The organism is Streptomyces antnestii, from assembly GCF_004005495.1.
GTDB classification, from domain to species: Bacteria; Actinomycetota; Actinomycetes; order Streptomycetales; family Streptomycetaceae; genus Streptomyces; species Streptomyces antnestii.
The window spans coordinates 1-12,196 of record NZ_RZYA01000018.1; the positions used below are offsets into that span (position 1 = coordinate 1).

At 69.4% G+C, this 12,196-nt stretch carries 13 protein-coding genes; 6 read left to right on the top strand and 7 right to left on the bottom strand.

Annotated features, from left to right (window positions below; translation table 11 throughout):
• Positions 1-430: 430 nt before the first annotated feature.
• Positions 431-1,813 (bottom strand): glycine--tRNA ligase, encoded by a 1,383-nt coding sequence (locus tag EOT10_RS29685; RefSeq protein ID WP_127831448.1) that lies wholly within the window; start codon positions 1,811-1,813, stop codon positions 431-433.
• Between the two features lie 199 nt (positions 1,814-2,012).
• Here EOT10_RS29685 and EOT10_RS29690 point away from each other — a divergent pair, with 199 nt between their 5' ends.
• Genes EOT10_RS29690 through EOT10_RS29705 form a run of 4 tightly spaced genes read left to right on the top strand, consistent with a single transcriptional unit; the run spans position 2,013 to position 5,152 of the window.
• Entirely contained in the window at positions 2,013-2,969 is a 957-nt protein-coding gene (locus tag EOT10_RS29690) for a metal ABC transporter substrate-binding protein (protein WP_127831449.1), read from the top strand.
• 26 nt (positions 2,970-2,995) lie between these two features.
• Positions 2,996-3,781: a metal ABC transporter ATP-binding protein gene (locus EOT10_RS29695; protein WP_127831450.1), complete on the top strand. Its 786-nt coding sequence runs from the start codon at positions 2,996-2,998 to the stop codon at positions 3,779-3,781.
• A 1-nt stretch (position 3,782) separates the two neighbouring features.
• Positions 3,783-4,679 (top strand): metal ABC transporter permease, encoded by an 897-nt coding sequence (locus EOT10_RS29700; RefSeq protein WP_127831451.1) that lies wholly within the window; start codon positions 3,783-3,785, stop codon positions 4,677-4,679.
• Positions 4,680-4,696: 17 nt separating this feature from the next.
• The gene (locus EOT10_RS29705; protein ID WP_431313339.1) at positions 4,697-5,152 is read left to right on the top strand and encodes a Fur family transcriptional regulator; all 456 of its coding nucleotides are present in this window, start codon (positions 4,697-4,699) and stop codon (positions 5,150-5,152) included.
• 7 nt (positions 5,153-5,159) lie between these two features.
• On the opposite strand, the gene EOT10_RS29710 is transcribed toward EOT10_RS29705, so the two are convergent.
• The 6 genes from EOT10_RS29710 to EOT10_RS29735 form a co-directional block, all read right to left on the bottom strand.
• Entirely contained in the window at positions 5,160-5,678 is a 519-nt protein-coding gene (locus EOT10_RS29710; protein ID WP_127831453.1) for a hypothetical protein, read from the bottom strand.
• Complete coding sequence (locus EOT10_RS29715; RefSeq protein ID WP_127831454.1) at positions 5,671-6,213, bottom strand: hypothetical protein; 543 nt, start codon at positions 6,211-6,213, stop codon at positions 5,671-5,673. The genes EOT10_RS29710 and EOT10_RS29715 overlap by 8 nt, the downstream gene beginning before the upstream one ends.
• 103 nt (positions 6,214-6,316) lie before the next feature.
• The gene (locus EOT10_RS29720; protein ID WP_127831455.1) at positions 6,317-7,168 is read right to left on the bottom strand and encodes an isoprenyl transferase; all 852 of its coding nucleotides are present in this window, start codon (positions 7,166-7,168) and stop codon (positions 6,317-6,319) included.
• 23 nt (positions 7,169-7,191) lie between these two features.
• The gene (recO, locus tag EOT10_RS29725) at positions 7,192-7,941 is read right to left on the bottom strand and encodes a DNA repair protein RecO (RefSeq protein ID WP_127831456.1); all 750 of its coding nucleotides are present in this window, start codon (positions 7,939-7,941) and stop codon (positions 7,192-7,194) included.
• An 81-nt stretch (positions 7,942-8,022) separates the two neighbouring features.
• Entirely contained in the window at positions 8,023-8,238 is a 216-nt protein-coding gene (locus tag EOT10_RS29730) for a hypothetical protein (RefSeq protein WP_127831457.1), read from the bottom strand.
• Between the two features lie 379 nt (positions 8,239-8,617).
• Positions 8,618-9,361 (bottom strand): FadR/GntR family transcriptional regulator, encoded by a 744-nt coding sequence (locus EOT10_RS29735; RefSeq protein ID WP_127831458.1) that lies wholly within the window; start codon positions 9,359-9,361, stop codon positions 8,618-8,620.
• A 161-nt stretch (positions 9,362-9,522) separates the two neighbouring features.
• On the opposite strand from EOT10_RS29735, the gene EOT10_RS29740 reads away from it, so the two are divergent.
• Positions 9,523-11,151, top strand: coding sequence for an ABC transporter substrate-binding protein (locus EOT10_RS29740; RefSeq protein WP_127831459.1), 1,629 nt, complete (start codon positions 9,523-9,525; stop codon positions 11,149-11,151).
• Positions 11,152-11,181: 30 nt separating this feature from the next.
• Entirely contained in the window at positions 11,182-12,141 is a 960-nt protein-coding gene (locus EOT10_RS29745; RefSeq protein ID WP_127831460.1) for an ABC transporter permease, read from the top strand.
• Positions 12,142-12,196: the final 55 nt, after the last annotated feature.

Consider the following 12,196-nt stretch of genomic DNA (forward strand, 5'->3'; position numbering starts at 1 on the left):
CTTTCGGCTTTCCGGCGGTTCCGACTCTATCAGATCCTTTCGGGCCTGATTCCCAGTCAGAGGGGGCTTGTCTTCCCGGCTGTTGGGCCGTTCCGACGTCCCAAACATTAGCGGATTTCCCCGGCGGCTCCTAATCGGGGCCACGCAGTCCACCGTGAATTGAATTCGTGCACGACGAATTCACTCCCGGTGGGAGATCGTGCTGCTTGTTTGGGTGCCGCTTCAGCGGCGGAGGTGCTGTCACTGGGCCGAACGGCCGGGTGACAACTCGGAGGACTCTAGAGACCTCCGAGGCCGATGTCAATTCCGTGCCTGCCCCGCAGACGAGAGGCGCAGATGAGAGGCGCAGACGAGAGAAGCGGCCCGGGAGCGTGGTGTGCACGCTCCCGGGCCGCTTCCACTGCTGGTGGTGCGGGTCCCCAGAGGGAGATCAGCAGCCGACGAGGCGCGCGGCCAGGTAGCCCTCGATCTGGTCGAGGGAGACGCGCTCCTGCTTCATGGTGTCGCGCTCGCGGACCGTGACGGCGTTGTCGTCGAGGGTGTCGAAGTCGACGGTGACGCAGAACGGCGTGCCGATCTCGTCCTGGCGGCGGTAGCGGCGGCCGATGGCGCCCGCGTCGTCGAAGTCGATGTTCCAGTTCTGGCGCAGCGCGGTGGCGAGTCCCTTGGCCTTCGGGGACAGCTCCGGGTTGCGGGAGAGCGGGAGGACCGCGACCTTGACCGGGGCGAGGCGGTGGTCGAAGCGCATGACCGTGCGCTTCTCCATCTTGCCCTTGGCGTTGGGGGCCTCGTCCTCGACGTACGCGTCGAGCATGAAGGCGAGCATGGAGCGGCCGACGCCGGCCGCGGGCTCGATGACGTACGGGGTGTAGCGCTCGCCGGCTTCCTGGTCGAAGTAGGAGAGGTCCTGGCCGGAGGCCTTGGCGTGCGCGGAGAGGTCGTAGTCCGTGCGGTTGGCGACGCCCTCGAGCTCGCCCCACTCGTTGCCGCCGAAGCGGAAGCGGTACTCGATGTCAGCGGTGCGCTTGGAGTAGTGGGAGAGCTTCTCCGCCGGGTGCTCGAACCAGCGCATGTTCTCCTCGCGCATGCCGAGGCCGGTGTACCAGTTCCAGCGCTGCTCCATCCAGTACTCCTGCCACTTCTCGTCCTCGCCGGGCTTGACGAAGAATTCCATCTCCATCTGCTCGAACTCGCGGGTGCGGAAGATGAAGTTGCCCGGCGTGATCTCGTTGCGGAAGCTCTTGCCCATCTGGGCGATGCCGAACGGCGGCTTGCGGCGTGAGGTCTGCTGGACGCTGGCGAAGTTGGTGAAGATGCCCTGGGCGGTCTCGGGGCGCAGGTAGGCGATGGAGCCGCTGTCCTGGGTGGGGCCGAGGTGCGTGGAGAGCAGGCCCGAGAACTGCTTGGGCTCGGTGAAGGTGCCCTTGTTGCCACAGTTGGGGCAGTTGAGGTCGGTGAGGCCGTTCTCCGGCAGCTTGCCGTGCTTGGCCTCGTACGCCTCTTCGAGGTGGTCGGCGCGGTAGCGCTTGTGGCACGAGGTGCACTCGGTCAGCGGGTCGGTGAACGTGGCGACGTGACCGGAGGCCTGCCAGACCTCGGTCGCCAGGATCACCGACGAGTCGATACCGACGACGTCCTCGCGCGAGGTGACCATGTAGCGCCACCACTGGCGCTTGAGGTTCTCCTTCAGCTCGACGCCGAGCGGCCCGTAATCCCAGGCGGCGCGCTGGCCGCCGTAGATCTCGCTGCACGGGTAGACGAAGCCACGGCGCTTGCTGAGGCTGACGATGGTGTCGATCTTGTCGGCGGCCACGGTGCTCTCTTCATTACGACGACGACGAAGCGGTTGATGCTTCAGAGCGAATGCGAATGCTTCAGGTTACCGGCGGCGTGGGGCCCCGGATCAAATCGGTTGGCGTCCGGGGTCCGGCCTGGGCAGGGATGCCCGTTTAGGTGTGATCGCCACGACAGCTTGTTGACAATCGTTTCCAGGTTTGTTGAAAATGACTGTCATGAACGTACGCCGACTCATACCCACCGCCGCCGTAGCCTCCTCCGTCGTGCTCGGCCTCACGGCCCTGACCGCCTGCTCCTCCTCCTCGGGTGGCGGCAAGAACAGCGACGGCAAGCTCGCGGTGGTCGCGTCGTTCTATCCGATGCAGTACCTCGCCGAGCAGATCGGCGGGGACCACGTCGCCGTCACCAACCTGACCAAGCCCGGCCAGGAGCCGCACGACCTGGAACTCAGCGGCATGCAGACCGCGCGGATGCAGTCCGCGGATGTCGCCCTCTACCTCAAGGGACTCCAGCCGGCCGTCGACGACGCGATCCAGCAGTCCGGGATCGGGACCAAGGTCGACGCCGCCTCGCTTACGCACCTGGAGAAGCACGGCACCGAGGTCGGCGGGCATGCGGAGGCGCACGACCACGGGCACGGCGGCGAGGGCGGCCAGGACCCGCACATCTGGCTGGACCCGGTGAAGTACGCCGAGGTCGCCGAGGGTGTGGGCAAGGCCTTCGAGAAGGCGGACCCGGATCACGCGGCCGCGTACAAGAAGAACACCGCCACGCTGGTGAAGAAGCTCGACGGGCTGAACAAGCGGTTCGAGGACGGGCTGAAGAACACCCGCTCGAAGGTGTTCATCACGACGCACGCGGCCTTCGGCTATCTCGCCGAGCGGTACGGGCTCACCGAGGAGGCCATCAGCGGCCTCGACCCGGAGAGCGAGCCCAGCTCGGCCCGGGTGAAGGACCTCCAGAACATGGCGAAGGCCGACGGTGTGACCACGGTCTTCTACGAGACCCTCGTCAGCCCCCGGACGGCGCAGACCCTCGCGGGCGACGCGGGGCTCAAGACGGCTGTGCTCGACCCGATCGAGGGCATCACCGGCACGTCCAAGGGTGACGACTACATCCAGGTCATGGACGCGAACCTGACGGCTCTTCGGACGGCGCTGGGGGCCAAGTGACGCAACGGACCAGGGAGGACAACGGCATGGACGACGCACCAGTGTCGGCGGGCGAGCCCGTCATCGCCCTGCGCGGGGTGACGGCCGAGCTCGGCTCGCGTCCCGTGCTGCGCGGCATCGACCTGACGGTGCGCCGCGGTGAGGTGGTGGCCCTGCTCGGCGCCAACGGTTCGGGCAAGTCCACGGCCATCCGCACGGTCATCGGCCAGGTGCCCGTCAGCGGCGGTGAGGTCGAGATCTTCGGTACGCCGCGGCGGCGCTTCCGGGACTGGAAGCGGGTCGGGTACGTGCCGCAGCGGACGACCGCGGCGGGCGGAGTGCCTGCCACCGTGACCGAGGTCGTCTCCTCGGGGCGGCTTTCGCGGGCCCGGTTCGGGCTGCTGCGCAAGGCGGACCGGGAGGCGGTGCGCCGGGCCCTCGAGCTCGTCGGCATGGCCGACCGGGCGAAGGACTCGGTGGACGCGCTCTCCGGCGGTCAGCACCAGCGCGTCCTGATCGCCCGCGCCCTGGCCTCCGAGCCCGAGCTGCTGATCATGGACGAGCCGATGGCGGGCGTCGACCTGGCGAGCCAGGAGATCCTCGCCGAGACGCTGCGCGCGCAGGTCGCGGCCGGCGCGTCCGTGCTGCTCGTGCTGCACGAACTCGGGCCGCTCGAGCCGCTGATCGACCGCGCGGTCGTGCTGCGTGACGGCTGCGTCCTGCACGACGGGCCGCCCCCGGAGGCGGTCGGCCAGCACGCGCTGCCGGGCCACGACCACGTACACCCGCACACCTCGGACATCACGCCCGTACGCACAGGACTGCTGAGCTGACATGGAATTCCTCGACTCCGCCTTCATGCAGCGGGCGCTGCTCGCCGCGGTCCTCGTCGGCATCACGGCCCCCGCGATCGGCATCTATCTCGTCCAGCGCCGGCAGGCCCTGATGGGCGACGGCATCGGCCATGTCGCGATGACGGGCGTCGGCCTCGGCTTCCTGCTCTCGACGTCGCCCGTGTGGATGGCGATGGCCGTCTCCGTGGTCGGCGTGGTGATCATGGAGCTGATCCGCTGGTACGGGAAGACGCGGGGCGACATCGCGCTCGCGATGCTCTTCTACGGGGGTATGGCGGGCGGCGTGATGCTGATCAACCTCGCCCCCGGCGGCTCCACGGCGAACCTGCAGAGCTATCTCTTCGGCTCGCTGTCGACGGTCTCGCAGAGCGACCTCACGGCGATCTGCGTCCTCGCCGGGTTCGTCGCCCTGGTCACGATCGGTCTGCGCCGGCAGCTGTTCGCGATCAGTCAGGACGAGGAGTTCGCCCGGGTCACGGGCCTCCCCGTGCGCGTACTGAACCTGCTGGTCGCGGTGACCGCGGCGGCCACCGTGACGGTCGCCATGCGCGTCGTGGGCCTGCTGCTCGTCTCCGCGCTGATGGTCGTCCCGGTGGCGGCGGCGCAGCAGCTCACGCGGAGTTTCGCGGCGACGTTCGCGATCGCCGTGGCCATCGGTGTCACCACGACGCTGGGCGGCACCATCACCAACTACTACGTCGAGATCCCGCCGGGCGCGACGATCGTGCTGCTCACCATCGCCGCGTTCATCGTGTTCAGCCTGATCGCGACGCCGCTGGCCAGGCGCAGGGCGCGGGCGGCGGCGAATGCGGCGGGTGATCCGGCGGCGTGCGCGATCGAGGCCCGGATCCCCGGTCAGGCCGGGGCCGAGGCCTGACCCGCGCACCGCGCGGCCTGGCACAATGGGCCGTCGGCAGTAAACGCGAGGAGGCAACAGTGGGAGCCCCGGTTCGAGGCAGGTCGACCCGCCAGCGTGCGGCAGTGGCGGCGGCGCTCGACGAGGTGGACGAGTTCCGCAGCGCCCAGGAGCTCCACGACGTCCTCAAGCACAAGGGTGACTCGGTGGGTCTCACGACCGTCTACCGCACCCTGCAGTCCCTCGCCGACGCCGGTGAGGTCGATGTCCTGCGCACGTCGGAGGGCGAGGCGGTGTACCGGCGGTGCTCGTCCGGTGAGCACCACCATCACCTGGTGTGCCGGGTGTGCGGCAAGGCCGTCGAGGTCGAGGGCCCGGCCGTGGAGAAGTGGGCCGAGGCGATCGCCGCGGAGCACGGTTACGTCAATGTGGCGCACACGGTGGAGATCTTCGGTACGTGCGCGGAGTGCGCCGCCGCCGCGGCGGAGGGCTGACGGCCCCTCATGTCCGCGTGAGGTGCGTGGCCAGGGTGTCACGCAGGCGGGTCAGGTCGTCCGGGTCTGCGGCGGCACGCTTGGGCAGGACCAGGACGCAGGGGCCAAGGGGGTCCGGGCTCAGCAGCGCGAAGCCGTTCCTGGTCTCTCGGTAGCCGCCGAAGTCCCCCCAGGGTGAATGGAATTCGCCGTCCCGCCCGGTCGTGACGGAGATGCCGCCGGCGGCGAGCAGCACTCTCACCGGCCCCTGCCGGGCGGCCTGCCGGGCCATCGGCACGGCGAGCAGTGCAGGCAGGCAGACCAGCGCGACCGGAAGCACGACCATGAGCCAGGACGAGCTGGATGAGGGGTGACCCACTCCCGCCGACTTGAGCAGTACGAGGGCCAGGGCGACGGCGGCGAACGGCAGGGCGCACCCGAGCCGGAAGCCCGTGCCCGCGCGCGTGCGGGTCATCCGGGCCCGGTTCGCCTCGTGGATCTCGGCGAACCCGGCGACGTATTCGAGAACGACGGCGCCCTCAGTCACGGCCGGGAGTAGTTTCCGTGCGCGGTGACGTGTACACCTGCGGCATGACGCGGCGGACCGCGCGGCCGCCGCTGCCGGGGGCGGGCTGCGCCGCGTTGCCCTGCCACAGCAGAACGCCGTGCTTGCGCTCCCAGCGGGCGGTGCGTTCGGCACGCAGGAGCAGGCCGATGGGGAACGTGGCGAAGATGGTGCCGACCATCGGCTGCATCAGCAGCACCATGACCACGCCCATCACGGCGATGACCGCGGCGACGGGCGCCATCCCCTTCAGGAGGGCCCGGCGCACCACGCTCGGGTCGGGCAGCACGGCCGCCGGGTCGGCGAGCGGGACGGCGCTCTCGTAGCGGCGGCGCTCGCTCTTGCGCCCCATGAGGAGGAAGACCACCAGCAGCACGACGACGGGCACGACTCCCGCCCAGCCGTCGCCGGGCAGCGCGATCCGTCCTTCGCGGGCCAGCGTGACGCCGAGGACCGGAACGACCCCGACCGCCATCGCGGCGGCCAGCGCGCGCCACATCACCACGATGCGCGTCATGGTCGGGCGGGTGCCCGGACTCCGCTCAGCACGTTCAAGGCGTTCGGTCACGGGCCCTCCCCAGGTCATTCGCCGTCGACGGCCCGTGATCGTAGTGGGTGGGTCAGACGGCCGGGGTGCCGGGTTCCGGGCGGCCCCGCATGGCCTCCAGCTCCTCGTTCGGGATGGCTCCGCCGAAGCGGCGGTCGCGCGAGGCGTACTCCAGGCAGGCGCGCCACAGGTCGCGGCGGTCGAAGTCGGGCCACAGGACGTCCTGGAAGACCATTTCGGCGTACGCGCTCTGCCACAGCAGGTAGTTGGAGGTGCGCTGCTCGCCGCTGGGGCGCAGGAACAGGTCGACGTCCGGCATGTCCGGGTAGTAGAGGTACTTCGCGAACGTCTTCTCGCTGACCTTCGACGGGTCGAGGCGGCCCGCCTTCACGTCCTCGGCGATGGCCTGCGCGGCGTCGGCGATCTCGGCGCGGCCGCCGTAGTTCATGCAGAAGTACAGGGTCAGCTTGTCGTTGTCCTTGGTCTGCTCCTGGGAGATCTCCAGCTCCTTGGCGACCGACTTCCACAGCTTGGGCATGCGGCCCACCCAGCGCACGCGGATGCCCAGTTCGTCGAGCTGGTCGCGGGTCTTGCGGATGAAGTCGCGGTTGAAGTTCATCAGGAACTTCACCTCGTCCGGGGACCGCTTCCAGTTCTCCGTGGAGAACGCGTAGAGCGAGATCGCTCCGACGCCCATCTCGATCGCGCCCTGGAGGACGTCCAGGACCCGCTCGGCGCCGACCTTGTGGCCCTCGGTGCGCGGCAGGCCGCGCTCCTTCGCCCAGCGGCCGTTGCCGTCCATGACGATGGCGACGTGCTGCGGCACCAGCTCGCCCGGGATCTTGGGCGGCCGCGCACCCGTGGGGTGCGGTTCGGGCGTCCGGTACTCACGACGGGACCGTCCGAGGATTCCGCGACGTGCCATGTGGGCTCTCCCCTAGCTCAGTTCTAGCTTTTCTCTACGTATCGCAGGGAGCGCAGTCCGCGCTCCAGGTGCCAGTGCAGGTAGGCCGACACCAGCCCGCTGCCCTCTCTGACGAAGCGTGCCTCGCACGCGTCGGCCGTCTCCCAGTCGCCGGTCAGCAGCGCGCCGAGGAGGGTGAGGGCCTGCGGTGAGGGTACGACGCTGCCCGGTACCCGGCAGTCGACGCAAACCGAGCCGCCCGCGCCGACCGAGAAGAACCGGTTGGGGCCCGGAAGTCCGCACTTCGCGCAGTCGCCGAAGCTCGGGGCGTAGCCGTTGACGGCGAGGGAGCGGAGCAGGAAGGCGTCGAGGACGAGGTGGGGTTCGTGTTCGCCGCGGGCGAGGGTGCGGAGGCCGCCCACGAGGAGCAGGTACTGCTGGACGGCCGGTTCGCCCTCGTGGTCGGTGAACCGTTCGGCGGTCTCCAGCATGGCCGTGCCGGCGGTGTAGCGGGCGTAGTCGGTGACGATGCCGCCGCCGTACGGGGCGATGGTCTCGCTCTGGGTGCACAGGGGCAGTCCGCGCCCGACGAGTTCGCTGCCGCGGGCGAAGAACTGCACGTCGACGTGGGAGAAGGGTTCGAGCCGCGCCCCGAACTTCGACTTGGTGCGGCGCACACCACGGGCCACGGCGCGCACGCGCCCGTGATTGCGGGTGAGGAGCGTGATGATGCGGTCCGCTTCACCCAGCTTCTGGGTGCGCAGCACGATGCCGTCGTCGCGGAACAAGCTCATGGACCTATTCTCGCCTACGCCGCGGGGCCCGGGTCAGGGCACCTCGTTCTCGCCTACGCGGGCGGGCCGAGGTCACCCGCGTTAAGGGACCTCTCCGCGGCTTCTCGCGTTCGCGTAGGCGGTGGCCGCGCGCAGGCGCTCGGAGGTGGTCGCCACCCGTACCGTCTCCGGGGCGCAGTCCCATTCGCGTCCGCCGCCGAAGGGCCGCAGCTGTACGTACGGACCCTCGTGCCCCATGACCCGGCCCACCTGTCCGGTGCTGAGGTCGACGGCGTAAGAACCGATTGGCGGCTTCATCGGCGTGGGCTCCTGTCCATACGTTCCGTGCGCGGGCGGCGGCGTCAACCGAAACAACGCCGCCATTCCACGAGCGGACACGGGACAGGGCGGACCATCGTCGGCGGGGCGGCCGGAGAGGCAATTCCCCAGGTCCGGGGCGGGCAATTCCCGGGGCTCTTCCCGCGCCTCCGATCGCGTGCCCGGTACGCCCTTCCTCCCACGTCAGGTGGCTCCCCGCCGCCGTCGGATTTCACGCTTCATGCCCCGGGAGCGAGGCCCGCCAATTAGAGTGGGGGGACCTTTGGGCTCCGTGCACCAAGGGCGATACCGGGGGCGAATTCGAACACCGTTATGCGAACGCCCTTATGCGCATGCCCTCAGGCGGAATTCACCGCGCTCACTCGACGCCTCTCGTCTCCTGTTCCGCGCGGGCCTCGATGCCGCGGAAGTGGTGGGCCATGGCGCGCTGCGCGCCGGGGGCGTCCTGGGCGCGCAGGGCCGTGACGATGTCCCGGTGCCGGCCGACGGTCACCTCGGGGGCGGGGTCGCTGGACCAGGAGCGCGCGCCGGCGACCCGGTCGAAGACGTGCCAGAACGCGCCGAGGAGCTGCGGGATCAGCTCGTTGCCGAGGGAACGGTAGAGCGTTTCGTGGAAGTCCCGGTCGAGGTCGGCGAAGGGTTCGTCGGCGGCGCCCGCCGTCGCCATCCGGCGCACGATGTCGTCGAGGCGGTCGAGGATCTCGGGCGGGAGCGGGGCCGCCGCGACCCGGCGGATCAGGCCTTCCTCCAGGATCTCGCGCACCTGGAGGATCTCGGCGAGGGCGTGGGCGTCGGCGGCGGGCCGCAGCAGGGTGCGGAAGGTGAGGCCGTCGGCGAGGGGGGTGAGGGAGGCCTGGCCGACGTAGGTGCCGTAGCCGTGTCTGATCTCGACGATGTCGAGTGCCTGGAGGGCCTTGAGGGCCTCGCGTACGGAGTTCCTGCTGACGCCGAGCGACTCCATGAGCTCGGCCTCGGTGGGCAGCAGTTCGCCGGGCTTCAGGCCGCTGTCCAGGATGAGCTGGGTGACCGCGCGCTGGACCTGGTGGCTGACCCGGTGGTGACGTATCGCCGGGTTCCTGGGCTCCTCAGACATGCGCCGCATCGTAGGCGCACCGGACGTCCCACGTCCCATGTCGGGACGCGACTTCTTCCGCCGCACCCCGCGCGATCTCTTGACCGGCCCCCTCGGCGCTCCTATGGTCACGTCGGCTACCAAGACGTAGGACGTTGGATCTCCCGGGCATCTTCCTCTCTGGAGGCACCATGACCGACCACGACCCGACCGGCCGCCGTTCCTTCCTCAAGTACTCCGGCGCCCTCGGCGCGGCCGCTGCCCTCTCCACCTCCTTGTCGGCCTGTTCGTCGGGGCCGAAGTCCACGAACGACACGGGCGGCGGGGGCGGCAAGGGCGGCGGCTCCTCGCTGACCGCGGTGATCGGCTACGGCAACGACGGCAGCTGGGACCCGACGCAGACCGCGTCGGCGTTCTGCATGGCCGGCAACCAGCACATCTACGAGGGCCTTCTCGACACCGACCCGATCACGCGCGAGCCCTACGCGGCGCTCGCCACGAAGATCCCGTCCGACGCCGAACTCGCCTCCACGTCCTGGAAGTTCACCCTGCGCGCGGGCGCCACGTGGCACGACGGGAAGCCCGTCACCGCGGACGACGTCGTGTTCGTCTTCGACCGGATCCTCGACCCGGGCACGCAGTCGCTCGCCAAGGGCTTCTTCGAGAGCTGGCTGAAGGAGGTAAGGAAGACGGGCGACGACTCGGTCGAGCTGATGCTGAAGTTCCCGTTCCCCGACGGGGCCGCGCGGCTGACCCTCGCCAAGATCATGCCGAAGCACGTGTTCTCGAAGCCGGGCGCGTGGGACGAGGCGACCAAGGGCAAGGCGGTGGGCTCGGGCCCGTACCGGCAGACCTCGCACCAGCCGAAGACGAACACCACCTTCGAGGCGTTCGAGGCCTACAACGGGCCGCGCAAGCCCTCGTTCAGGAAGATGAACTGGCTGACCATCGTGGACGCGGCGCCCCGCGTCGCGAAGATCTCGGGCGGCAGCGCCGACGCGCAGATCGCGGACAACATCCCGTACGCCAACATCGGGCAGCTGAAGAAGGGCGGGCTCACCGTCGAGGGCGGGGCCGGGATGAACAACCTCTTCCTGATGTTCAACACGGCGCACAAGCCGTTCGACGACGTGCGGGTGCGCCAGGCCCTGCACTACGCGATCGACAAGCAGAAGATGATCGAGGTGGCGCTCAGGGGGCACGGGAAGGCGGCCAGTTCGTTCCTGAACGAGGGCAATCCCGATCATCGGCCGGCGAAGACGGTGTACGACTACGACCCCGGGAAGGCGAAGAAGCTCCTCAAGGAGGCCGGGGTCAGCGGACTCACCGTCACCCTCACGTCCAACAACGTGTCCTGGATCGTGGACTGCCTGCCGACGATCAAGGCCTCGTGGGACGCGATCGGCGTGAAGACCACGCTCGACCCGCAGGAGACCACGGCCGTCTTCACGAAGCTGGACCAGAAGAAGGACTACCAGATCGTGGCGGCCGCCTCGAACCCCAACCAGTTCGGGCTCGACGCCGACCTGATCATGCACTACAACTACGGCCCCCAGAACGTGTGGATGGGCTACGCGCGCTGGGCGGGCAACTCCGAAGCCAAGCACCTCTTCAAGCTGATGGACCAGGCCACCCAGGAGCCGGACCCGGCGAAGAAGAAGACGATGATCCAGGAGTACATCGACATCGTCGCCGAGCAGGCCGTGCTCTACCCGGTCGTGCACAACGAGCTGATGACGGCCTGGGACCCCAAGAAGATCAGCGGCGTGCGGGCGCAGCCCTACCCCGGGATCAACGTCCTGCAGGCCAAGCCCGCGTAACGCGGCCTTCTCGCAAGGGAGTTCGCGCCCGTGGCTGTGATCGCCAGAATTCTGGCCCGCCGACTGGTCCTGCTCGTACCGCTGCTGCTCGGCATCGTCCTGTTCGTCTTCCTCGTAATGCGGTTCTCGGACAGCGACCCGGCGTCGGCGTTCTTCCAGGGCGCCAACCCGACACCGCGGCAGCTGCACGACTTCCGGGAGCGCAACGGGCTGCTCGATCCGCTGCCGGTGCGCTACTTCCACTTCGTGGGCGATCTCGTCCGGGGTGACATGGGCATCAGCGTCCTGACCCGGCAGCCGGTGGCCGACCAGGTGACCACCGCGCTGCCGCTGACGCTCCAACTGACGTTCCTGGGGCTCGCGGTCGCGGTCGTCGTGTCCCTGGTGCTCGGGGTCACGGCGGCCATCCACCGCGACCGGCTCGCCGACCAGATCATCCGCGTGGTGTCCCTGACGGGGGTCGCGGCGCCCGGGTTCTGGCTGGCGCTGCTGATGATCCAGTACCTGGCGGTCGGAGAGGGCTGGTTCCCGACGGGCGGCTACGTCAACCCGGCGGACTCCTTCACCGGCTGGCTCCGGTGCATGACGCTCCCGGCGCTCTCGCTCTCCCTGCCGGTCGCCGCGCAGCTCACCCGCATCGTGCGGACGGCGGTGGTCGAGGAGCTGGACAAGGACTACGTCCGTACGGCGATCGGCAGCGGGCTGCCGCCGGTCGTCGTGGTGGGGCGCAACGTGCTGCGCAACGCCCTGATCAATCCGCTGACCGTGCTCGGACTTCGGGTCGGCTATCTGCTGGGCGGGGCGGTCGTCGTGGAGACGATCTTCTCCCTGCCGGGGATGGGGAAGCTGATGATCGACGCGGTGAAGAACGGGGACCCGGCGGTGGTGCAGGGCGTCGTCCTGACGACGGCGGTCGGGTTCGTCGTCGTCAACCTCGCCATCGACATCCTGTACCTGATGGTCAACCCGAGGCTGAGGGGGGCGCCGTGACTGCGTCGCTGCCGGTCCAACGCCTCGGGGCTCCGCCCCGGACCCCGCTCCTCAA

What these genes read in the sequence shown, in the direction of transcription:
- EOT10_RS29690 (WP_127831449.1), top strand. Translation starts at nt 2,013, where the DNA reads ATGAACGTACGCCGACTCATACCCACCGCCGCCGTAGCCTCCTCCGTC.
- EOT10_RS29695 (WP_127831450.1), top strand. Translation starts at nt 2,996, where the DNA reads ATGGACGACGCACCAGTGTCGGCGGGCGAGCCCGTCATCGCCCTGCGC.
- EOT10_RS29700 (WP_127831451.1), top strand. Translation starts at nt 3,783, where the DNA reads ATGGAATTCCTCGACTCCGCCTTCATGCAGCGGGCGCTGCTCGCCGCG.
- EOT10_RS29715 (WP_127831454.1), bottom strand. Translation starts at nt 6,213, where the DNA reads ATGACGCGCATCGTGGTGATGTGGCGCGCGCTGGCCGCCGCGATGGCG.
- EOT10_RS29720 (WP_127831455.1), bottom strand. Translation starts at nt 7,168, where the DNA reads ATGGCACGTCGCGGAATCCTCGGACGGTCCCGTCGTGAGTACCGGACG.
- recO (WP_127831456.1), bottom strand. Translation starts at nt 7,941, where the DNA reads ATGAGCTTGTTCCGCGACGACGGCATCGTGCTGCGCACCCAGAAGCTG.
- EOT10_RS29730 (WP_127831457.1), bottom strand. Translation starts at nt 8,238, where the DNA reads ATGAAGCCGCCAATCGGTTCTTACGCCGTCGACCTCAGCACCGGACAG.
- EOT10_RS29735 (WP_127831458.1), bottom strand. Translation starts at nt 9,361, where the DNA reads ATGCGGCGCATGTCTGAGGAGCCCAGGAACCCGGCGATACGTCACCAC.
- EOT10_RS29740 (WP_127831459.1), top strand. Translation starts at nt 9,523, where the DNA reads ATGACCGACCACGACCCGACCGGCCGCCGTTCCTTCCTCAAGTACTCC.